Origin of the sequence: Wohlfahrtiimonas chitiniclastica, assembly GCF_002252325.1 — a bacterium.
In the GTDB taxonomy this organism is placed as follows: Bacteria; Pseudomonadota; Gammaproteobacteria; order Cardiobacteriales; family Wohlfahrtiimonadaceae; genus Wohlfahrtiimonas; species Wohlfahrtiimonas chitiniclastica.
In genome coordinates this window covers 247,026-268,369 of sequence record NZ_NEFL01000003.1, presented here as the reverse complement: position 1 = coordinate 268,369, position 21,344 = coordinate 247,026, and the positions used below count along the sequence as shown (strand labels likewise).

Genomic DNA, 21,344 nt, shown 5'->3' with positions numbered 1-21,344 from the left:
AAAAAGATAAAAATTACATGGAGTATTATATGTCAACAATCTCTTTTTCAATAGCACCAGACATCGCGCCACAACGTCTACCAGGTTGGTATATCTTTGCGACATGGCTATCAAAACAGATCAACACCCCCATTACAACGACTGACTTCTCATCTTTCGAAAAACAAAAACAAGCATTATTAGATGGCAAAATAGATTTCTTATATGCCAATCCATACGATGCAGGCTGGCTTGTGCGTGAACAAAAGTTCATTGCCTTAGCCCAACCCACAAGTGATGTGGCAGAAGTGACCATCGTGACGAAGGTCAATGGTGAGATTCAAGAAGTGGTGAATATTCCAAAAGGTGTCAATGTTGCAGCGGCAGACAATGCGGATCTTCGCATGTTAGGCGCCATTTTATTAGAACCTGCGAACCTCACGAAAGAAGATTTTACCTTTGTAGATGTGAGCAACCATATTTTAGCCATCAAAGCGTTATTGTCTGGCAAAGCGGACATTGCGATGATTCCCACTAAAATCTTCAATGGCCTCAGTAAAACCATTGCCAATGATCTTAAAGCGTTGGTATCAACCCAAGCGCGCGACATCGAAAGCGTTGCCCATTGCTTTGTGCTCTCACCACAAATGGCAGAGTTTGCAGAACCCATCAAACAAGTGCTCAAAGAGATGAAAAACTTGCCAAATGGTCAATCCATTTTAGATGATATTGGCGTCACGGATTGGAAAATCCTTGAAAATAAAGATGAAATTGCCTTTATGATCGATTTGATCTACGCATTACAAGTCTAATATTCTTCGGCAATAAAAAAGCGATCCATGGATCGCTTTTTTCATACGCATATATACTTAATCTTTCAACATCGGGAAACCTAAAGCTTCACGGCTGTTGTAATACGCTTCTGCCACTGATTTGGCCAATTCACGCACACGTAAAATGTAGGATTGACGCTCTGTCACAGAGATCGCTTTACGCGCATCTAACAAGTTAAAAGTATGCGATGCTTTTAACACCATCTCATATGCTGGCAATGCCAATTTTGCTTCAATCAAGCGTTTGGCTTCTTTTTCATAAAAACTGAATGCCGTTAATAAGAAATCCACATCCGCATATTCAAAGTTATAAGTCGATTGTTCCACTTCATTTTGATGGAACACATCACCATAAGTGATCGTGCCAAATGGACCTTCTGACCACACTAAATCATAAACGCTCTCGACATTTTGTAGATACATCGCCAAGCGCTCTAAACCATAGGTGATTTCACCCATCACAGGTTTACACTCTAAGCCGCCCACTTGTTGGAAATAGGTAAATTGCGTCACTTCCATGCCGTTTAACCACACTTCCCAACCTAAGCCCCAAGCGCCGAGCGTTGGAGATTCCCAGTTATCTTCCACAAAGCGCACATCATGCACTTTGGTGTTGATGCCAAGCACATTTAACGACTCTAAATAGAGCTCTTGGAAATTCGCAGGCGAAGGTTTGATCACCACTTGGAATTGATAATAATGCTGCAAGCGGTTAGGGTTTTCACCATAACGGCCATCAGTTGGGCGACGAGAGGGTTGCACATAAGCAGAAGCCCAAGGCTCAGGGCCTAATGAGCGCAAGAATGTTGCTGAATGGAACGTACCTGCTCCCACTTCCATGTCGTAAGGTTGTAACACCACACAGCCATGTTCTGCCCAGAATGTTTGTAGTTTGAGGATAATTTCCTGAAATGTTAATACTTTTGACATAATTCCGTTATACCTTAAAAAATTGACGACATTATAGCGAGTTCAACCCCATTTAATCACTTTTTTTGAACAATGATAACTGAACTTCGCGCAGATCATCTTTAAAACTCTTCTCCACTGTATCATCTTCAAAGGGCTTAATGGCCATTGCACTTTTATCTCTAAAGCGCAATTCACTTTGTGGCACAGGGACTTCAATGTTATTGACTTTCAATGCAGTATCAATCGCCCACATATACGCAGCATGTACGCTGTTTGGGCGTTTAACTGCACGCGCGGTGAGCCACACAACGAGCTCAAATTCATAATAATAATCCCCAAAGCGATTGAGCCACACGGCAGGATTGCGCCCTGGAATCCCTTTTAAAGTGTGCGGCACCTCTTCTGCGTATTTAAGCACCGCTTCACGCACCAATTCTTTATCCGTGCCATAGGCCACCCTAAATGGATAACGAATGCGGCGATGGGGCTCTGTGAGCGTCCAGTTGAGCATTTTGGTGTTGATGAGCTCTGAGTTTGGAATCACAATTTCCACATTATCATTGTCCGCGATAATTGTGGCTCGCACGTTAATCGCGCGCACTTCCCCACGCAAATTACGGTCTTGTAACTCAATGAAGTCACCCACTTTAATCGAGCGCTCAAACAAAATGATCAAGCCTGACACAAAGTTATTGACGATCGATTGCAACCCAAAACCCAGCCCGATGGCGAGCGCACCAGCCACTAAAGCAAAGTTTGTAAAGTCGATCCCAATGATGGTGAGCCCACCTAAAAACCCCACCAAAATGATGGAATAATAAGTTAAACGCCCAGTTAAATAGAAAGCAGGCAATTTATCACCGCCATTGCGATTGCCCACACGCAGTAACAATTTATTGAGCCAAAAGGCAATCCACCAAGAGACGAATAACACCACCACAAAGCGCACCAAACCGCTTGCCGTTACGGGTGTCTCGCCCACTTTAAAGAGGGATGTGGAGGTGGATTCTTTGGCCGTTTTCCAAGCATCGCTTAAAAATAAACGCGCTTTGTAATATGTATTGCGCCAGCCGCCACTTAAGGCTAAGACCTTTTCTTTAGTCAGGCGCGAGACATAATTGCTGTCCTCAATCAACACATTCAAACGCTGTAAAGTGATGGAGGTGTCTTGAATGAGATTTGAGCGATCTTGAATAATGTTGCGTAAAAAGAGGGATTGTTCACCATCGGCATGCGATTCTGCCAACAATTCTGTCGAGCGAATGCGCTCAATCTCATTTTGCTCTGTACGGCTGATGGCTTTGGCATTGAGCTCACTGAGCTCTTTATCATATCGGCGCACCATTTTCATGGCTTTTTCATTGTCTGAATGACCATCAAAGAGCAATTGCAGGAGATTTTCTTCCATCTTATACAGCACAATTTGCGCTTGAATGGTGGCCAAATGCACTTGTGTATTAAGGACACGTAGCTCACGATAACGAGCAACGGCAGCATCTTCTTTAGTGCCAGAAGAATCCATCAAGGCGGCAAATTGCTGCTCACGGGACAATTTAGCTGACAACTCCTGCATTCGCTGCTCGGATTGATTGATGGCATCACGCAGCTGCTGAATCTCCGTTTCTGACGTCACTAAACTATTGACCGCAACGCCCATCACCATTTTGACATCATCTAACTGCTTTAAAATACCATCTAGCTCAATTTTAATGGCTTTATAGCGCTCATCGATCAACACGGCATCTGTTTGTAACTGAATGATGTTGAGCCCTTCATGAAAACGGTGGCTGTCGGTGCTCGTCATCTCTAAATAACGGGCTAAACTGGTATTGAGCTGACGATCTAGGGCGCGTAACTGCTTTTCATATTCGCTCACTTCTAAGCGAAGGCGCTGGGCATTGCCCTCTAAATCCCGTTCCTGATGCATCAAATCAATGAGCTGTTTAATGCTGTATTGCTGAGCAATGACGATTTTAGCAACGCTGCTTTTCTTCACAGACTTACGTTTAAACGCTTCATAGGCCGTTAAGTTTGCAGAAATTTGATTCACCACCGTTTGATACTGTTTTTGCTCTTCTGCGGGCAATTGAGCAATTTGCTCACTCACATGTTTGGTGAACGCCTCAATCGCCCCTTTTAGATCATCTTCATTTTTACTTGAAAAATAGCCCCACCATGTGGCGCTGAGTTTTAAGGGATCTGGCAATTCATGTTGTTTGGTTTCGCTCTTCTCGCCCCCTAAACCATCTTTGAGAATCGTATTGATGGGTAATGCTTGGCTCATCGCAATATTCGTAGGCAGATCAATGAGTAATCCACAGAACATCAAGGATAGCAAAGCCACGATTCTTTTGTTCACATAACCACCTTATTCAAAATATGAGCGCCCGATAATGATTGCGTTATTCGTTTTTTCTAAAGCAAAAAGACAAAGAGCTAGTATTATATACTTCATTTGAGTAAAATTGCAGAGTTTAACTCTGTCATGACATATGTTTTTGACCATTCCATTACTTTACAATTAACCGAGGAATATTGTGGCAAAACGCAAAACTGGCGATGAAAGCATTGAAAGTAAACTCACCTCAATCGAACAGATGATTGAGCAACTTGAGTCTGGCGAGTTGAGTTTAGATGAGTCGTTAAAACTCTTCACAGATGGCACACTGCTCATTCAAGATTGCCGCACATTATTAGATCAAACGGCTCAGAAAATTGAAGCCATCACCCAAAAAGATGCTGACAAAACACCAAAAATCACGCCACCTTTTAGCGATGATATCTTTGATGATTCCGCCAATCATGATGACATTCCCTTTTAATGAGATAGCCTTTGAGTATAACCATGTTCGAATTTAGAGAAGCCTTCGAGTGCTATCTAGCACAATACTTAGATCAACTGCCCACCGTGCCTTTATTGAAAGAAGCGATGAGCTACAGTGCACTCGATGGTGGTAAACGCATTCGCCCATTGCTCGTCTTTGCGGGCGGACAATTGAGCGGTGCAGACAATGCCGCGCTATTACCGATTGCAGCGGCCATTGAAATGATCCATTGCTATTCATTAGTGCACGATGATCTCCCTGCAATGGATGATGATGATTATCGCCGCGGCAAACTCAGTAACCACAAAGCCTATGATGAAGCCACCGCCATTTTAGTGGGTGATGCATTATTGACAGAAGCCTTTGCCCTCCTTGCCCATGCGGATGTTTACAGTGCTGAGCAAAAAGTTGAACTCTTTAAGCTATTGAGCACAGCCTCCGGCGCTCTTGGCATGATCAAAGGTCAATTTTTGGACATGCAAGCGGAGCATCAACCGATCACATTAGAAGGCTTGCAAGAGATTCATCTCCATAAAACCGGCGCACTCATCAAAGCGAGCATTTTAATGGGCCATTTAGTGGGTCCGCAATTTAACCGTGCAGCCTTTGATCAATTGGCAATTTATGCGGCGAAAGTGGGTTTAATGTTCCAAATTCAAGATGACATTTTAGATGCCACAAGCACCGCAGAAGTGCTCGGCAAAAGTGTCGGTAAAGATGCGGCGCAAGAAAAAGCCACATATGTGAATCTTCTTGGCATTGAAACGGCACAAGATTATATGAATCGCTTAACGACAGAAGCCTTGTCGATGCTCGCGCCCTTTGATGCCGCGGCTGATGCCCTCAACACTCTTACTCATTATGTGATCGAAAGGCAGAATTGATATGTCACTTTTGAACCAAATTCAAACACCGCAAGATCTTAAACGCTTATCGATGCCAGAGCTTGAACAGCTGACGGCTGAGCTGCGCCAATTTTTGATCGACAGCGTGTTGAAAAGTGGTGGACACTTTGCCTCTGGCCTTGGCGTCATTGAATTGACGGTGGCATTGCATTATGTATTTGATGCGCCGAATGATGCCATCATTTGGGATGTGGGGCATCAAGCGTATCCCCATAAAATTCTGACAGGGCGCCGTGAGCAGCTCAACACCATTCGCCAAAAGAATGGTTTAAAGCCCTTCCCTTGCCCAAAAGAGAGTCGTTATGATGCCTTTACCGTTGGGCACTCTTCAACATCCGTGAGCGCTGCCCTTGGCATGAGCATTGCCAATCAGCTTTTGCACAATCCCCATCATGCCGTGGCAGTCATTGGCGATGGTGCATTAACGGCAGGGATGGCATTTGAAGCCCTCAATCATGCTGGCGCCATCAAGGCAGACATGTTGGTGATTTTAAACGACAACAATATGTCCATTTCCCCGAATGTGGGCGCACTGAGCAACATGCTCACTAAGACACTATCGAACCCCATTTTGCAATCTTTGCGCACAGAGAGTAAGCGACTCATAGAAAAATTGCCGCTGCCACATGCTTTAGAGTTCGCAAAGCGCACCGAAGAACAGATCAAAAGCATGGTCGCCGGTGATGGCGGTTTATTTGAAGCCCTAGATTTCCAATATTTTGGACCCGTCAATGGGCATGATTTACCCTCATTGATCGCCATTCTCAATAATTTAAAACAAAAGCGTGGCCCAAAACTTCTGCATTTGATCACTCAAAAAGGCAAAGGCTACACGCTCGCTGAATCTGCACCCATTAAATTCCATGCAGTCTCTGCACCTGCAACACCGAAACCTGTTGAAGCACCGAAACCCAAAACCTACACGCAAATCTTCTCCCAATGGATTTGTGATGCAGCGGCGCGTGACCATAAAGTTGTCGCCATCACGCCTGCCATGCGTGAAGGTTCAGGTTTAGTGGAGTTTGAACAACGCTTTCCCAAGCGCTTTTTTGATGTGGCGATTGCTGAGCAACATGCCGTCACCATTGCCGCTGGCATGCAAATGAAAGGCTTAAAGCCTGTGGTTGCCATCTATTCCACTTTTTTACAACGTGGATATGATCAGCTCATTCATGATGTGGCTTTACAAGATTTACCGATTGTGTTTGCAATTGATCGCGCAGGCGTTGTGGGCCCAGATGGTCCGACACACATTGGCGCATTTGATTTGGCATATTTACGCATCATTCCTAATATGGTGGTGATGGCGCCTTCAGATGAAAACGAGCAATATCACATGCTCAATTTAGCGCTGACGATTGATCACCCAACCGCTGTGCGCTATCCGCGTGGCAGTGCTCAAGGCGTTGCCTTAACAGAAACCTCTGACATCACCTTTGGTAAAGGGCGCAAGGTTCGAGCAGGTCACACAATTGCCATTTTTGCAACGGGCACATTGCTGCATGTGGCAAAACATGCCGCAGAAGTGTTAAATGCCACATTGATTGACCTTCGCTTTGTTAAACCGCTTGATCAAGCCTTGATTTTAGAGGCGGCTAAAACCCATGATTACCTCATCAGCATTGAAGATGGCGTTGTCACAGGTGGCGTTGGCAGTGCAATTTTAGAGCTTTTAGCCCAACACTTCATCTATAAACCCTTCAAAGCCTTTGGCCTGCCTGATGAGTTTTTAGAGCATGGTGAACGCGCTGAAGTGCTTGAGATGGTGCGTTTAACCGATGAATATTTCCTAGAGGATATTCAAACCTTTGTTGAACAAGTCAAATTGGCCTAAATGTAGACAATAAAAAACCCCGAAATTCGGGGTTTTTTTACAGCTGATCTTTATTCGTCAACACTGATGCTAGATAAACGAGTTTTTAACTTTTGACCAACACGGAAAGTCACCACACGACGCGCAGAAACTGGAATGTCTTCACCAGTTTTTGGGTTACGTCCAGGACGTTCCTTTTTGTCACGAAGTTCAAAACTACCAAAACCAGACAATTTGACAGATTCGCCTTTAGTTAAAGCTTCACGAATTTCATTGAAAAAATCTTCAACAAATTGTTTCGCTTCTTCACGCTGAATGTGATTAAAATCATGATACAGATTTTCCACAATCTCAGCTTTTGTTAAAGTCGCCATTTTACCCCCTACGAATTATTGACGCAAAAACACCTGAACCTCACCGAGGTTCTTGAGTATATTGGTTAGTATAGTATCAATCTCTTCATCTTTGATATTTTCCATATCATTTTGGAAAATCAAGCCAAAACTGAATGATTTTTCTGTTTTGTCTTCTTTTGCCAACTGATAAATATCAAACAATTGAATGGATTGAAGGAGTGGCGATTGAACTTGACGCATTACATCAATCACAGCAGCCACAGTCATGTGCTCAGGCACCACCAATGTTAAGTCACGACGCGATTGCGGGAACTTAGACAAAGGTTTAAAGACTGTGGGTTGTGTTGTTTTGATGGCAGCTAAATTTAATTCAAACAAATAAATGTCCGCGCTGACGTCGAGCTCTTTTGCCACTTTCGGATGAATCTTGCCCATGTAACCGACAGATTCACCGCGTACAAAAATTTCTGCACTTTGACCAGGATGCAATAAATCAAATGCTTTGGCCACAAATTGCACTTCGCTCTCGTGAGCGGATAGAGCTAACAACGCTTCCACATCATTCTTCACATCGAAGAAATCCACTTTACGCGCTTTTTCACCCCATTGTTCTGAGACTACATCGCCCACAACCGCACCGCCTAAATAGGCTTGTTGCGTTACGTTTGCCAATTCACCTTTAAAGGTTAAACCTGTTTCAAAGATGCGCACACGTTTTTGTTGGCGTTTTAAGTTGTAATCAATCGTTGCGATGAGTCCTGCTGCAAGCGTTGTTCTCATCACAGAAAGATCGGCGGAGATTGGATTTTTCAACGCAATCGGCGCTTGAATTTTATCAATGATGGCTTGCCATTTTGGCGCCACAAAACTCATGGTGATCACTTCGTTATAACCACGATCCACCAACACATTGTTAAACGCATTCACAGGCGTTGTGTACTCTGTCATTGGCGTCATAGTGGAGATGCGGTTATTAAAATGCGAATGGATATTGTCATACCCATCGATGCGCGCAATCTCTTCAATCAAATCATTTTCAATTTCAATGTCAAAGCGATGAGATGGCGGCACCACCACAGCATGATCCTCTGCCACTTGAGTGTCCCCAATGCGGCTTAGAATTTCTGTAATGCGCTCGATGGCATAATCACGACCCACAAGTTGGCTAATGCGCGCAAAACGCACGGTGATCGCATCACGCTTTGGCAATAACGCCACATCTTCAGCAACGGTCACAGCGCCCGCTTGACCGCCTGCCAATGTCACCAATAAATGGGTGGCATATTCAAGGGCAATCATCGGTAGATTAAAATCGACGCCGCGCTCAAAGCGGTGCGATGCATCTGTATGTAAGCCATATTCACGCGCACGACCAGCAATCGCCAATGGATTGAACCATGCGGATTCTAAGAAAATTGCATTGGTGTTGTCATCACATACGCTGTTATCCGCACCCATGATGCCAGCAAGCGCAACAGTTTTTTCATCATCAGCAATCAACAATGTGTTCGCTTTTAATGTCACTGTGTCACCATTTAACAATGTGACACTTTCACCTTGTACAGATTGACGAACATGAATATTACCCGCCAATTTATCTGCATCAAACGCATGCAAAGGTTGACCAAGCTCTAACATCACATAGTTTGTGATGTCCACTAAAATGCCATGAGGACGCACGCCCGCGCGGCGCAAACGCTCTGTCATCCAAAGTGGAGAAGGCGCGCTCATGTTTAAGCCGGTAATTTTACGGCCTAAATAGCGTGGGCAAGCCTCTGTATCTTGAACATTCACGGCAACTTGATCTGCAATCACAGCATCAACATGATGCTGTGGCCATGCTTTTAAAGCTGTCCCGGTGCTCAATGCTAAATCGCGCGCAACACCATAAATGCTTAAGCAGTCACCGCGGTTGGGCGTCAAATCGATTTCGAGGATTTCATCATTTAAGTTGTAATACTCACGAAAATCTTCACCAATTGGCGCATCTTTCGCCAAAATCATCAAGCCGCCGTGATCATCACTTAAGCCCAACTCACGGGCAGAACACAACATGCCGTAAGACTCAACGCCACGCAATTTGGATTTTTTAATTTTAAAATCACCCGGCAATACAGCACCAATCACAGCCGTTGGCACTTTAATGCCGGCAGCCACATTTGGCGCGCCGCATACGATTTGTAATGGCTCAGCTTCTCCCACATTCACTGTGGCAATGCGCAATTTATCAGCATCTGGATGCGGTTCAACCGTTAACACTTCACCCACCACAATGTTTGTGAAAGCAGGGGCTGCCAATGCTTCTGAGTCAACCTCTAAACCAAGCATCGTCAAATGATTGGAAATATTTTGTGGAATTTCATCAATCCACTCTTTTAACCATGAGATAGATATTTTCATACGATTATTCTTTGTTTAAAATTTAGGATTCGGATGACTATTTGAACTGATTGAGGAATCTCAAATCATTCTCATAAAAGAGACGCAAGTCATTCACGCGATAACGCAGCATTGCCAAACGCTCAACGCCCATACCAAATGCAAAGCCTTGATATTCATTTGGGTCAATATTCACAGCTTTTAAGACATTTGGGTGAACCATGCCGCAACCCAAAACTTCTAACCAACCTGTTTGTTTACAAACACGGCAACCTTCGCCATGACACATCACACATTCAATGTCCACTTCTGCTGACGGCTCAGTGAATGGGAAGAATGAGGGACGGAAACGAAGTTTTAAATCCTCTTCAAAGAATTTTTGCATGAACTCAGTCAATAAACCTTTTAAGTCACTGAATGTGGCGGTTTTATTGATCACTAAGCCTTCCACTTGATGGAACATCGGGCTGTGTGTTTGATCTGAGTCAGAGCGATACACGCGACCATAGCCAATCATTTGAATGGGGGGCTTTTGGGCTTGCATCACATGAATCTGAGTGTTTGAAGTATGTGTGCGCAGCAACATATCTTCATTAAAATAGAATGTATCAAACATTGCGCGCGCAGGATGATGTGCGGGAATGTTCAAAGCTTCAAAGTTGTAGAACGCCGATTCAATTTCAGGGCCCTCTACAGCTTCAAAACCTAAGGAGCCAAAGAGTGATTTGATGCGATTGAGCGTAATGGTGATCGGGTGTGCTGCGCCCGTCATTTGACCGCGACCCGGCTGCGTCACATCCACACGTTCAGATTCTAATTTTTCTTGCAACAATGCATCTTCTAATGCTGTTTTTTTCGCCTCTAATGCGCTGATGATTTCTTGGCGAACGGCATTAATTTCAGCCCCTCTGACCTTTTTCTCTTCTGGGCTTAACTTTCCAAGCTCAGGCATTAATGCAGTGATCACACCTTTTTTACCAAAATGCCCAACACGAACGGCTTCGATCTCTGATAAATTTTTGGCATCAGCAATTGAACTTAATGCTGTCTTAAGAATGTTTTCTAGTGACATATTTATATCCATAAAAAAAGGAAAAGTAGCGCTATGCTTACTTTTCCTTTGATAATATCAATCTTGAAGGTTCAGTATCAATACTGACAGTTAAGCTAAAGCTGCTTTTGCTTGCTCTGCTAAAGCACGGAATGCTTCTTTTTCAAATACAGCAATATCAGCTAATACTTTACGATCGATTTCAACGTTTGCTTTTTTCAAACCATTGATGAAACGGCTGTAAGACAAACCACACTCACGTGCAGCTGCGTTGATACGTACGATCCATAAAGAACGGAAATCACGTTTTTTCTGACGACGATCGCGGTATGCGTATTGACCCGCTTTGATAACTGCTTGGTTAGCAACGCGATAAACACGTGAACGTGCACCGTAGTAACCTTTTGCTTTCTTTAAAACCTTTTTGTGACGCGCGTGAGCGATAACACCACGTTTTACTCTTGCCATGATCTAAACTCCTTCAATTATGCGTAAGGCAACATGCGGTTAACCATTTTTGTATCTACTTTCTTGATAACAGAAGCATTACGTAAATGGCGTTTACGCTTAGTTGATTTCTTAGTTAAGATGTGGCTACGGTGTGACGCGTGACGCTTAAAGTTGCCGCCACCGTTTTTGCGGAAACGCTTTTTAGCGCCGCTGTTTGATTTCATTTTAGGCATAGTTTTTTAACTCGCATTTCTCAATCAATAATTAAAACAAATAGGAACAAAATAGACGGGTAGATTACTTCTTAGCAGGTGCTAAAACCATAACCATTTGACGACCTTCAAATTTAGGACGCTGTTCAACCACACCATATTCTTTCAAATCTTCTTCAACTCTGTTCAGAAGCTTCATTCCCAACTCTTGGTGAGCCATTTCACGGCCACGAAAACGCAGCGTGATCTTGGTTTTATCACCATCACTAAGGAAACGGATCAGGTTGCGTAGTTTTACCTGATAATCCCCTTCATCAGTTCCTGGACGGAACTTGATCTCTTTGACCTGGATCTGTTTCTGCTTTTTACGCGCTTCGTGTTGCTTTTTCTGTTGTTCGAATTTGAATTTACCATAATTCATAATTCGGCAAACAGGCGGAGCGGCATTTGGAGAAATCTCCACAAGATCAAGGTCGCTATCATAAGCCATATTGAGGGCTTCCGCAAGTGGAACAACCCCTTTTTGCTCGCCCTCTGCATCGATCAAACGAACCTCACGTGCAGTGATCTCGTCATTTAACCTATGTTCATTCTGTGTGCTAATAACTCTATCTCCATTAAGTATTAATCTTTATTCATTAAGTCGATGGCAGCTTCTAAAGTCATCGTGCCAAGATCTTCGCCTTCACGAGTTCTCACGGACACTAAGCCTTCTTCTGCCTCACGCTTACCAACAACTAAAAGGTAAGGGATTCGACCAATCGTAGCTTCACGGATTTTATATCCAATCTTTTCATTTCTCAAGTCAATTTTCGTACGGATGTTCGCTTTTTTAAGCTTCGCTTCAATCTCTTTGACGTAGTCGTCTTGATGACTTGTGATCCCTGCCACAAATGCTTGGACTGGCGCTAACCAGAATGGGAAAGATCCTGCATGATGCTCAATTAAAATGCCAATGAAGCGTTCAAATGAGCCTAAAATTGCTCTGTGAAGCATAACAGGACGTTTGCGCGTATTATCTTCATCTACAAATTCTGCGTCTAAACGTTCTGGTAATACAAAGTCTAACTGAATTGTACCCACTTGCCAAGAACGGCCAATGGCATCTTTGATGTGGTATTCCACTTTCGGGCCATAGAATGCGCCTTCACCCGGCAATTCTTCCCACTCAACGCCCGCAGCTTTCAATGCAATGCGTAAACCTTCTTCGGCTTTATCCCACACTTCATCAGAACCTGCGCGCTCTTCAGGGCGAAGGCTCAACTTGATGGCAATGTTTTCAAAGCCAAAGCGATCATACACACTCATGGCAAAACGGTGGAAGTTTTCCACTTCGCTCACCACTTGATCAATGCGACAGAAAATGTGCGCATCATCTTGCACAAAGCCACGCACACGCATAATGCCGTGCAATGCGCCCGAAGGTTCATTACGATGACATGAACCAAATTCAGCCAAACGTAAAGGCAAATCACGATAAGAGTGCAAACCGTGGTTAAACACTTGAACGTGACATGGGCAGTTCATTGGTTTAACGGCATAATCGCGGTTTTCAGAAGCCGTCGTGAACATGTTTTCACGATAGTTTTCCCAGTGACCCGATTTTTCCCACAAGGAACGATCAACCACCATTGGGGTTTTAATTTCTAAATAGCCTTCTTCTTTTTGGCGTTCACGCATGTATTGCTCGATGATTTGCCAAAGCTGCCAGCCATTAGGGTGCCAAAACACCATGCCTGGCGCTTCTTCTTGCAAATGGAACAACTCTTGTGCTTTACCAATGCGGCGATGATCACGCTTAGACACTTCTTCTAAGAAAGCTAAATGTGCTTTCAACTCTTTTTCAGAGGCAAATGCCACCGCATAAATACGCGTCAACATTTTATTGTTTGAATCACCGCGCCAATAAGCGCCCGCAACATTCATCAATTTAAATGCAATGTTCGCTTTTTTAATGCTAGGTAAATGCGGACCCACACATAAATCTGTGAAAATATCTTCCCCATTGTCGCCTTGGCGATACAACGAGATTTCTGTTTGATCCTCTGGCGCACGCGTAATGATGTCCACTTTATAAGTTTCACCGCGCGCGGCAAAGTATTCGATTGCCTCTGCACGTGGGTGCATTTCACGCGTTACATCTAAACCTTCTTTGATGATTTCGCGCATTTTTGCTTCAATGGCAGGCAAATCTTCAGGTGTGATGGGCGCTTTAAAATCGATGTCGTAATAAAAACCGTTATCGATGGTTGGGCCAATGGCCAGCAATGCATCTGGATACAAAGTTTTCACGGCACGCGCTAAAACTTGCGCTGCCAATGTGTGACGAACAACATCTAAACCTTCCTCATCTTTCGGCGTGAGAATTTTGACCGTTGCGTTTCCCGTTATTACCGTGGAGAGATCTTTTTGGGTACCGTCAACAACCATTGCCACAGCGGCTTTTGCAAGACCTGGGCCAATACTTTCTACAATATCAAAACCTGAAACAGGATTTGGGTACTCTCTTTGACTACCATCTGGCAGGGTAATAACAACCATTCAAAACTCCACGGATTGACTATTTAACAAACCATTAATTATATACCATTTAACAGAATAGCGATATATTTGCTGCATATAAAATTAACAATCGTGATATGATGCGCGCTCAGTCATTAATTTTATATACAACGAGTGTCAAAACATGAAAAAAATCCTTTTATATCCTTTGGTTATCTTATTTTCATTCTTCATTGTTGCCTGTTCAGATGACAATTCGCCTGAAGGCATCACCAAGCATTTCATCGAAAGCACCTATAAAGGCGATGCTGACGCGATGGTTAAAGCATTAGATTTAGGTAAAGATGGCGAAGATCCTATGGTTCAACAAATGATCGTCGGTAAAATGGGCATGGCAGCGGCTGAAGCTAAAGCAAACAGCGAAGCACAAGGCGGCATCTCTAAAATTGACATCAAAAATGTGAAGTATCTTAATGACGATAAATCACGTGCCTCTGTGAATTTTGTTGTGACATTCAAAAAAGGTGAAGAAGACGCTGGCGACATGACGACAGTGAAAACAGCAAAAGGCTGGAAAATCGCACTTTAAGATGATCATTGCATCATGGATTAAAATCAGTGTTGTGAGCCTCACAGCACTTTTTTTATGCCCAAGCATCAGTGCGAAAACACTTGCCCTTGGGGACATTGTGCTGCGTACAGGTAATAATGTTGATAGCCTGATCATCCAAAAATTAAGTGGCGGCAGGTTTTCCCACATTGGCATCATCACCGATCTCAATCCTGTGATGGTCACCCATTCCACCACTGATGATGATCCGAAGCATCTCAATCAAGTGATCACAACGCCACTGCCAGATTTCTTAGCTGCGCACATGGCCAAAGATTATGTGATCGTGCGCCCTGCCTTTTTGTCAGAATCTGAACGCGTGCAGTTAAGCCATCACATCAAAAAGCAACTTGGTAGCCCGTATGTGCTCAAAGCACGCACAGAAGAGAATCTTTATTGCACCACGCTCATTGAGCAGCCTTTAATGAGCCTAAAACCTGAGCTTAAGCTCACTTGGCAATCGATTGATGTCGGGCCTTTTCAAGGGCAATATCTGTTTCCCGATGCTTTTTTGCAGCTGCCAAACATGATGATTGTCGATGAGTTTAGCGAAGAGAGAGAAAATTCAGTACAATAACCATAACCCATCATTTTCATCACTTTAATGGAATAATGATTATGTTACTTTCTCGTTTATGCACAATTGCGCTCATCGGCAGCATCGGCAGCGTTGCCCTTGCAGATTCATTTAAACTCGGTGTCTTAGGCGAAATTGATCGCTCGCCCTATAAAGGCATCGATCATGACAACAGCGTGCAGCCCTACATCAACTATGAAAGTCCGGTTTTTTACATCGATGGTTTAGAAGCGGGCGTTTATATTCTCCATTCAGATACGCAGCAACTGACATTGGGCGCACTGTATGATCAAACGGGCTTTAAGCCAAAAGACAGCGATGATTGGCGCATGAAGCAACTCAATCGCCGCAAAGAAAGCGTGATGGCAACCCTTGATTATACTTTGATCACAGATTTTGGCGGTTTTGGTGCAACCCTCAATACTGATCTACTTGGCCGCAATAAAGGCACAACATTTGCCGTCAATTATTCCGCAGCCTTAACGATGCAAGATTTAACCTTAATGCCTGTGGTTGGGCTTGAGTGGCACAATAAGCGTTACAACAACTATTATTATGGCATCAATCACAGTGAATCGATGCGTTCTGGTTTGCCTGAATACACCAGTAAACAAGGTGTTAATCCCTATTTAGAGCTCAATTTAAGCTATCAAGTGACGCCAAAATGGGAAATTATGGCCACCGGCCGTTATGATCACTTACATAAAAACATTCGCCACAGCCCGATGGTGGATAAAAGCGATTTATACTCATTTCAACTCGGCGTTGCGTATGAGTTTTAACCCAATTTTGGGGTCATGTTACAAAAGTCACACACAATCATAATACACAAACCGCACCATATTTCCGATAATGGTGCGGTTTTAGAACAACAATTGGCAACAATAACAACATTTCATTCATTGACAACATGGAGCTTTGCACATGGAAAAACATTCTATCGATGAACAACAATTACTGAAAGATGAAGCGAAATACTGCTCATTTGGCGACACTGTTCACTATGTCAATCCCCCAAAAATCTTCACGGATTGTAACGGCAGCTATTTATATGATGCCAACGACGTGCAATACCTTGACCTTCAAATGTGGTATTCCGCTGTTAACTTTGGCTATAAAAACGAACGCTTAGACAATGTGTTAAAACATCAAATTGACACATTGCCACAAATGGCGAGCCAATATTTGCACCCAACGAAAATCGAATTGGCCAAAGCCATTGCCACCGATATGGAACGCAAATTTGGTAAAGAAGGCCGCGTACATTTTAACGTGGGCGGTTCTCAGTGTATTGAAGACTCCTTAAAATTGGTGCGCAATGCAACGAATGGTAAAAGCTTAATGTTTGCCTTTGAAGGCGGCTATCATGGTCGTACATTAGGTGCATCTTCCATCACATCAAGCTATCGTTATCGCCGTCGTTATGGTCACTTTGGTGAACGTGCACAATTCATTCCATTCCCTTACCCATTCCGTCGCCCGAAAGGCATGACGGCAGAAGAGTATGGCGAACATTGTGTGAATGATTTTGCGCGCCTCTTTGAAACTGAATACAACGGCGTTTGGGACCCTAAAGTTAAAGAAGCTGAATATGCGGCGTTTTACGTTGAAGCGATTCAAGGCACTGGTGGTTATGTGATTCCGCCACGCAACTTCTTTAAAGGCTTGAAAAAAGTCTTGGATCAATATGGCATTTTATTGGTGGTGGATGAAATCCAAATGGGCTTTTATCGCACCGGTAAATTATGGGCGATCGAGCACTTTGATGTGACGCCAGATGTCTTGGTATTTGCCAAAGCCTTAACCAATGGTTTAAATCCACTTGGCGGCTTATGGGCACGCGAAGAACTCATCAACCCAGATGTCTTCCCTCCAGGCTCAACACACTCAACCTTTGCTTCTAACCCACTTGGCACTGCCCTTGGTTTAGAAGTGATGAAGATGACCCAAGAAACTGACTATGAAACCATGGTGATGAAGAAAGGGGAACACTTCTTAGAAGGTTTGCGTGATCTACAAAAACGTCACAAAGAAATTGGCGATGTCGATGGTTTAGGTTTAGCGCTTCGTGCAGAAATCTGTACAGAAGATGGCTTCACACCAAACAAACCATTGTTAGATAAAATGGTGGACATCGGTTTAGCTGGCGACTTAGATTGGAATGGTAAGAAAATGGGCTTAGTGCTTGATGTGGGCGGTTACTATAAAAACGTCATCACCTTAGCGCCATCGCTTCACATTTCAACAGAAGAGATTGATCAAGGTTTAGCCTTATTAGATCAATTATTAACACGCGCTAAAAACAGCTAATCATTGACGCGTTTCAGATGGATCATAAGTCACTTATGATCCATTTGCCTTGTGGAACCATCAACAAGGGGGATGACAGTGCAGTACCTCACACAATTAGAACCTGATTCACTCATCAAAGCCTTTGAGCAATCTCCGCCCTACCATTTTGTGGTGCAAACGGAGGTGCAAAATGTGCCTGCCTTTCGCGCACCCTTTAATCTATTGACCACGCTTGAAGCCGATGCCCTTAAAAAAATCGCGCGCCTGCCACTCCAAAAACTGATCCACCACGCACTGACGTGGCAAACCACGTTTATTGGCACCACAGTGTCTGAGTATTGCTTAATCGGTGATGACGATGCCACACAAACCGCTCGCACCATTCGTGATGCATATGGTCAAAAAACCGCACTCACCATTGTCAAAGACATTCCGAATCAATCGCCCCTATTGAGTGATGAGGCCAATCAAAAAGCCGCTGAATTAAAAGCCGCATTGATGGCAGAAAATTTCATCACACTCTCTGGCCAAGCCTTAGCATGGGTGCCGATTGATTTTAAAAACTCAGAAGAATACATCGTACGCCTCTCTAAATCCCGCAGAAAAGACATGCGCCGCAAACTCAAAAGCCTTGCGGACATTGAGATTCGCGAAATCAAAACTGGGGATGCCATCTTTCAAGATGACGCCATCCTCAATGAATATTATGATCTGTATCTCAATGTGTTTCATCAAAGTGAGATCCATTTTGATCAGCTGAGCCGCGAATTTTTCAAAACCATTTTGCAAGATGCACAAAGTAGCGGCATCATTTTCACCTATCATCACAATGATCAATTAATTGGGTATAACATCTGTTATGTTCTCAATCAGCGCTTGGTGGATAAATATGTAGGCTTTGTTTATCCTGCGGCGCGCGAACACAATTTGTATTACCTCAGCTGGTTTCACAATTTAGATTATGCCGCACAGCATCAATTGACCCATTACATTGCCGGTTGGACGGATCCGCAAATCAAAGCGTATCTTGGTGCTCAGTTCACCTTCACAGAACATGCTGTGTATATTAAAAACCCAATGTTGCGTGCCATTTTGAGTCGCTTGAGCCGCTATTTTGAGAGTGATCAAAAAACTTTGGATCAACTCAATCAGGAGAACGCATGAAAACACCATTGATTCTCGACTTTGATCACAGCGTATCGCTTGAACACGCCACAACGATTGATTTATCGAGTTGGCAAGAAGCCATCCGCTTTGGCTCAAGCCTGAAAACATATCAACAATTGAGCCACTATTTAGCACGCATTTTGCCATCGAACTATGGCACCGTTTTCATGGGCAGCGGCGATTATCATCACATCAGTACGCTATTGATTGAGCGCATGCCCATCGATGAACCTTTTGATGTGGTGATCTTTGACAATCACCCTGACAACATGCGCTTTCCCTTTGGCATTCACTGCGGCTCATGGGTGGCACACATTGCAAAATTGCCCCAAGTGCATCACATTCATGTGCTGGGCATCACCTCAAATGACATTGGCATTGCCCATTCATGGGAAAATCATTTGCACCCGCTTTATGGCGATAAACTCACTTATTGGTCCATGAAGGTCAATACGCGCTGGGCTCAATGGATGGGGCTAAAAAAAGCATTTCAATCCTTTGAGACAAGTGATGATTTGATCAATACATTTTTACAAACGCAAGCAAACAGCACACGCCCTGTTTATCTCTCCATTGACAAAGATGCATTGAGTGATCAGGTGGTGCAAACCAATTGGGATCAAGGGATTTTAGAGGCGCGCCACATGATGGCGGTGATTGATGCGATCAAACCCCGTTTAATCGGCTCGGATGTCACGGGCGATGTGTCTGAATACACGTATCAAACCGGTTGGAAACGCTTCTTGAGCCGTTTAGATCAACAAGCGCCCATTCCTTTAGACAAACTCACAGCATGGCAAGCGACCCAAAACGCCTTTAACCAAAGTATTTTAGATCGCTTAATGCCTTAATCGGCGGAAGTTTTTGCTTTCTCAGCCGCTTCGAGCGCCATCGCTTGTTTTTCTGCAAAGGCCAAACAGATGATGCCAATCACAATCAAAAGCGCCCCTAAAAATCGCCCCAACGTGATGTGATCATTAAAGAGCCAAATGGAGACAATCATCACCGTCACCACTTCCATGTGGGCAGCCGCAAATGCAGGGCCAACAGGCGCATGGCGCAGCAATGTCATCCATGCTAGAAAAGTGACAATGTAACCAAAGATCGCCACATACACCCAAACATTCGTAAAGACGCGCACCACCCAATCCATGCTCATCGCTAAAGGTTCTGCGGCCGTTGCCGCCAATTTAAAGCTTGTTTGCCCTAAGGTGTCAAAGAGCAACAAAATGCCAAAACCAATCAAATAGAATTTTTTCATCAGAAGATCCCCACAATGGCAACGCCAGCTGTGATGAAGGCAATGCCAATCACGCGCAGCGGAATGAGTTTTTCATTGAACAATAAGCGCCCTGCAATCATGATGGTGATGATGTTCATCGCCGCAAGCAATACGCCTTTTGATAAGGGCACCAACGTTAAAAATGCCAACCATAAAAAGAATTCCACAATGTAGGCAATCACACCAATCCACAGCCATTTTTGACGCAATAATCCTTGCCAATAGCTCGCCATGGTGTCGTTTTTCGTTTCGATGGTGGCCGCGTATTTAAAAGCAATCTGCCCTAACGTATCAAAGGCAACATTTGCGATCCATAAAACAAAGATCAATCCGGTCATAATTCTCCTTGTACCACTCGTTCTACAAAGTCCACTGATTGCTCGATCACCACTTTACGCTCACGATCAATGGTGATGAGGTGATAACTGTCATCTAATGGAATGAATACCGTCGGGCCGCTGACATTTTTCTCAATCACGCGGGCATTGGTATTGATGTTCGCAATGTCATCATTGCTTGAATGCATGATGAGGCATGGCGCTGTGACTTTAGGCAGATTTTTACGCACATCTCTCGCTAACCATTGCATCTCTGCCAATGCTGGGTATGGATTGCTCGCTAAACCGGCCGATGCAGCATCGCCGCCTAACATGCTGTCTGACACCACTTTTCGGATTTTCTCATCTTTTAAGCCATAAGGTGGCTCTTCAAAAAAGGCTTTGTGCTGAAAAATGCCGAGTTTTTTAAACCATGTTAAAAGGAAAAACAGATGCTTGGCATAAAATGGCAAGCTCCAACCATCGTAACGGAACGTGGTGGCATAAGTCATCACGCCTTTGATCATATCAGGGCGCTCTTCTGCTAGTTTCAGCGATAACACTGCACCCATGGATAAACCTGCCACAAATAGATGATCAACTTTATCATTTAATAATTCTGCGGCAGTTTCAACGCTTTGATACCAATCTTGCCACGTGGTTTTGCACAAATCGGCTTCTGTGCCGCAATGGCCAGCAAGTTGCATTGCATACACTGTAAACCCTGCTTTATTGAGTCCTTTGGCAATGATGCGCATTTCATTCGGCGTTCCTGTTAAACCATGAATCAATAACACGCCAATGTTGCGATCACCTTCGAGCATAAAGCTCACATCTTCAATCATACTTCTACTCTCTTTTCTCTTTATCTATCTGTGTATT

General features: G+C 43.9%; 22 protein-coding genes. 10 read left to right on the top strand and 12 right to left on the bottom strand.

Annotated elements, in window-relative coordinates; all coding sequences use genetic code 11:
- Positions 1–29: 29 nt before the first annotated feature.
- Positions 30–791: a PhnD/SsuA/transferrin family substrate-binding protein gene (locus B9T10_RS08920; protein ID WP_063455257.1), complete on the top strand. Its 762-nt coding sequence runs from the start codon at positions 30–32 to the stop codon at positions 789–791.
- A gap of 57 nt (positions 792–848) precedes the next feature.
- Here B9T10_RS08920 and glyQ read toward each other — a convergent pair whose 3' ends face one another.
- Together glyQ and B9T10_RS08910 are read right to left on the bottom strand one after the other, a co-directional pair.
- Positions 849–1,742, bottom strand: coding sequence for a glycine--tRNA ligase subunit alpha (gene glyQ / locus B9T10_RS08915; RefSeq protein ID WP_008315411.1), 894 nt, complete (start codon positions 1,740–1,742; stop codon positions 849–851).
- A 52-nt stretch (positions 1,743–1,794) separates the two neighbouring features.
- Positions 1,795–4,083, bottom strand: a complete 2,289-nt coding sequence (locus B9T10_RS08910; protein ID WP_094538301.1) for a mechanosensitive ion channel domain-containing protein — start codon at positions 4,081–4,083, stop codon at positions 1,795–1,797.
- Positions 4,084–4,261: 178 nt separating this feature from the next.
- Here B9T10_RS08910 and xseB point away from each other — a divergent pair, with 178 nt between their 5' ends.
- The 3 genes from xseB to dxs are packed head-to-tail and all read left to right on the top strand — an operon-like array spanning position 4,262 to position 7,288.
- On the top strand, positions 4,262–4,546 hold the full coding sequence (gene xseB / locus B9T10_RS08905) for an exodeoxyribonuclease VII small subunit (RefSeq protein WP_018122715.1): 285 nt from the start codon (positions 4,262–4,264) through the stop codon (positions 4,544–4,546).
- 23 nt (positions 4,547–4,569) lie between these two features.
- Positions 4,570–5,433 carry a polyprenyl synthetase family protein gene (locus B9T10_RS08900; RefSeq protein ID WP_063455260.1) on the top strand — a complete coding sequence of 288 codons (864 nt, stop codon included), beginning with the start codon at positions 4,570–4,572 and terminating at the stop codon, positions 5,431–5,433.
- Between the two features lies 1 nt (position 5,434).
- The gene (gene dxs / locus B9T10_RS08895; protein ID WP_094538300.1) at positions 5,435–7,288 is read left to right on the top strand and encodes a 1-deoxy-D-xylulose-5-phosphate synthase; all 1,854 of its coding nucleotides are present in this window, start codon (positions 5,435–5,437) and stop codon (positions 7,286–7,288) included.
- Between the two features lie 50 nt (positions 7,289–7,338).
- On the opposite strand, the gene B9T10_RS08890 is transcribed toward dxs, so the two are convergent.
- The 7 genes from B9T10_RS08890 to thrS form a co-directional block, all read right to left on the bottom strand.
- Entirely contained in the window at positions 7,339–7,641 is a 303-nt protein-coding gene (locus tag B9T10_RS08890) for an integration host factor subunit alpha (protein WP_008315417.1), read from the bottom strand.
- Between the two features lie 15 nt (positions 7,642–7,656).
- On the bottom strand, positions 7,657–10,023 hold the full coding sequence (gene pheT / locus B9T10_RS08885; protein ID WP_094538299.1) for a phenylalanine--tRNA ligase subunit beta: 2,367 nt from the start codon (positions 10,021–10,023) through the stop codon (positions 7,657–7,659).
- A gap of 37 nt (positions 10,024–10,060) precedes the next feature.
- Entirely contained in the window at positions 10,061–11,074 is a 1,014-nt protein-coding gene (gene pheS, locus B9T10_RS08880) for a phenylalanine--tRNA ligase subunit alpha (RefSeq protein ID WP_063455263.1), read from the bottom strand.
- A gap of 90 nt (positions 11,075–11,164) precedes the next feature.
- Positions 11,165–11,521, bottom strand: a complete 357-nt coding sequence (rplT, locus tag B9T10_RS08875; protein WP_008315421.1) for a 50S ribosomal protein L20 — start codon at positions 11,519–11,521, stop codon at positions 11,165–11,167.
- Between the two features lie 17 nt (positions 11,522–11,538).
- A complete protein-coding gene (rpmI, locus tag B9T10_RS08870) occupies positions 11,539–11,736 on the bottom strand; it encodes a 50S ribosomal protein L35 (protein ID WP_081600416.1) in 198 nt (65 codons plus the stop codon).
- A 64-nt stretch (positions 11,737–11,800) separates the two neighbouring features.
- Complete coding sequence (gene infC / locus B9T10_RS08865) at positions 11,801–12,319, bottom strand: translation initiation factor IF-3 (protein ID WP_213398296.1); 519 nt, start codon at positions 12,317–12,319, stop codon at positions 11,801–11,803.
- Positions 12,320–12,339: 20 nt separating this feature from the next.
- Positions 12,340–14,256 (bottom strand): threonine--tRNA ligase, encoded by a 1,917-nt coding sequence (gene thrS / locus B9T10_RS08860; protein ID WP_094538298.1) that lies wholly within the window; start codon positions 14,254–14,256, stop codon positions 12,340–12,342.
- Between the two features lie 145 nt (positions 14,257–14,401).
- Between thrS and B9T10_RS08855 the strand changes: the two genes are divergently transcribed.
- The 6 genes from B9T10_RS08855 (at position 14,402) to B9T10_RS08830 (ending at position 19,714) form a co-directional block, all read left to right on the top strand.
- Positions 14,402–14,806, top strand: coding sequence for a DUF4878 domain-containing protein (locus B9T10_RS08855; RefSeq protein WP_094538297.1), 405 nt, complete (start codon positions 14,402–14,404; stop codon positions 14,804–14,806).
- A gap of 1 nt (position 14,807) precedes the next feature.
- Entirely contained in the window at positions 14,808–15,404 is a 597-nt protein-coding gene (locus B9T10_RS08850; RefSeq protein WP_094538296.1) for a C40 family peptidase, read from the top strand.
- Positions 15,405–15,445: 41 nt separating this feature from the next.
- Entirely contained in the window at positions 15,446–16,186 is a 741-nt protein-coding gene (locus tag B9T10_RS08845; RefSeq protein ID WP_008315426.1) for a MipA/OmpV family protein, read from the top strand.
- Positions 16,187–16,328: 142 nt separating this feature from the next.
- Positions 16,329–17,714 carry an aspartate aminotransferase family protein gene (locus B9T10_RS08840; RefSeq protein ID WP_008315427.1) on the top strand — a complete coding sequence of 462 codons (1,386 nt, stop codon included), beginning with the start codon at positions 16,329–16,331 and terminating at the stop codon, positions 17,712–17,714.
- 72 nt (positions 17,715–17,786) lie between these two features.
- On the top strand, positions 17,787–18,860 hold the full coding sequence (locus tag B9T10_RS08835) for a GNAT family N-acetyltransferase (protein WP_094538295.1): 1,074 nt from the start codon (positions 17,787–17,789) through the stop codon (positions 18,858–18,860).
- The gene (locus B9T10_RS08830) at positions 18,857–19,714 is read left to right on the top strand and encodes an arginase family protein (protein WP_094538294.1); all 858 of its coding nucleotides are present in this window, start codon (positions 18,857–18,859) and stop codon (positions 19,712–19,714) included. Before B9T10_RS08835 ends, B9T10_RS08830 begins: the two co-directional genes overlap by 4 nt.
- On the opposite strand, the gene B9T10_RS08825 is transcribed toward B9T10_RS08830, so the two are convergent.
- Genes B9T10_RS08825 through B9T10_RS08815 form a run of 3 tightly spaced genes read right to left on the bottom strand, consistent with a single transcriptional unit; the run spans position 19,711 to position 21,307 of the window.
- Entirely contained in the window at positions 19,711–20,124 is a 414-nt protein-coding gene (locus B9T10_RS08825; RefSeq protein ID WP_008315434.1) for a DMT family transporter, read from the bottom strand. The genes B9T10_RS08830 and B9T10_RS08825 overlap by 4 nt on opposite strands.
- The gene (locus B9T10_RS08820; RefSeq protein ID WP_008315435.1) at positions 20,124–20,483 is read right to left on the bottom strand and encodes a DMT family transporter; all 360 of its coding nucleotides are present in this window, start codon (positions 20,481–20,483) and stop codon (positions 20,124–20,126) included. Before B9T10_RS08820 ends, B9T10_RS08825 begins: the two co-directional genes overlap by 1 nt.
- Positions 20,480–21,307, bottom strand: coding sequence for an alpha/beta hydrolase (locus B9T10_RS08815; protein ID WP_008315437.1), 828 nt, complete (start codon positions 21,305–21,307; stop codon positions 20,480–20,482). Before B9T10_RS08815 ends, B9T10_RS08820 begins: the two co-directional genes overlap by 4 nt.
- Between the last annotated feature and the right edge of the window lie 37 nt (positions 21,308–21,344).

Bases quoted from the DNA above. Each gene is read 5' to 3' on its own strand.
- pheS (WP_063455263.1), bottom strand. From the start codon at position 11,074: ATGTCACTAGAAAACATTCTTAAGACAGCATTAAGTTCAATTGCTGAT.
- rplT (WP_008315421.1), bottom strand. From the start codon at position 11,521: ATGGCAAGAGTAAAACGTGGTGTTATCGCTCACGCGCGTCACAAAAAG.
- B9T10_RS08855 (WP_094538297.1), top strand. From the start codon at position 14,402: ATGAAAAAAATCCTTTTATATCCTTTGGTTATCTTATTTTCATTCTTC.
- B9T10_RS08815 (WP_008315437.1), bottom strand. From the start codon at position 21,307: ATGATTGAAGATGTGAGCTTTATGCTCGAAGGTGATCGCAACATTGGC.
- dxs (WP_094538300.1), top strand. From the start codon at position 5,435: ATGTCACTTTTGAACCAAATTCAAACACCGCAAGATCTTAAACGCTTA.
- B9T10_RS08820 (WP_008315435.1), bottom strand. From the start codon at position 20,483: ATGACCGGATTGATCTTTGTTTTATGGATCGCAAATGTTGCCTTTGAT.
- B9T10_RS08920 (WP_063455257.1), top strand. From the start codon at position 30: ATGTCAACAATCTCTTTTTCAATAGCACCAGACATCGCGCCACAACGT.
- pheT (WP_094538299.1), bottom strand. From the start codon at position 10,023: ATGAAAATATCTATCTCATGGTTAAAAGAGTGGATTGATGAAATTCCA.
- B9T10_RS08835 (WP_094538295.1), top strand. From the start codon at position 17,787: ATGACAGTGCAGTACCTCACACAATTAGAACCTGATTCACTCATCAAA.
- thrS (WP_094538298.1), bottom strand. From the start codon at position 14,256: ATGGTTGTTATTACCCTGCCAGATGGTAGTCAAAGAGAGTACCCAAAT.
- B9T10_RS08825 (WP_008315434.1), bottom strand. From the start codon at position 20,124: ATGAAAAAATTCTATTTGATTGGTTTTGGCATTTTGTTGCTCTTTGAC.
- B9T10_RS08890 (WP_008315417.1), bottom strand. From the start codon at position 7,641: ATGGCGACTTTAACAAAAGCTGAGATTGTGGAAAATCTGTATCATGAT.
- B9T10_RS08830 (WP_094538294.1), top strand. From the start codon at position 18,857: ATGAAAACACCATTGATTCTCGACTTTGATCACAGCGTATCGCTTGAA.
- B9T10_RS08845 (WP_008315426.1), top strand. From the start codon at position 15,446: ATGTTACTTTCTCGTTTATGCACAATTGCGCTCATCGGCAGCATCGGC.
- B9T10_RS08850 (WP_094538296.1), top strand. From the start codon at position 14,808: ATGATCATTGCATCATGGATTAAAATCAGTGTTGTGAGCCTCACAGCA.
- B9T10_RS08900 (WP_063455260.1), top strand. From the start codon at position 4,570: ATGTTCGAATTTAGAGAAGCCTTCGAGTGCTATCTAGCACAATACTTA.
- glyQ (WP_008315411.1), bottom strand. From the start codon at position 1,742: ATGTCAAAAGTATTAACATTTCAGGAAATTATCCTCAAACTACAAACA.
- rpmI (WP_081600416.1), bottom strand. From the start codon at position 11,736: ATGCCTAAAATGAAATCAAACAGCGGCGCTAAAAAGCGTTTCCGCAAA.
- B9T10_RS08840 (WP_008315427.1), top strand. From the start codon at position 16,329: ATGGAAAAACATTCTATCGATGAACAACAATTACTGAAAGATGAAGCG.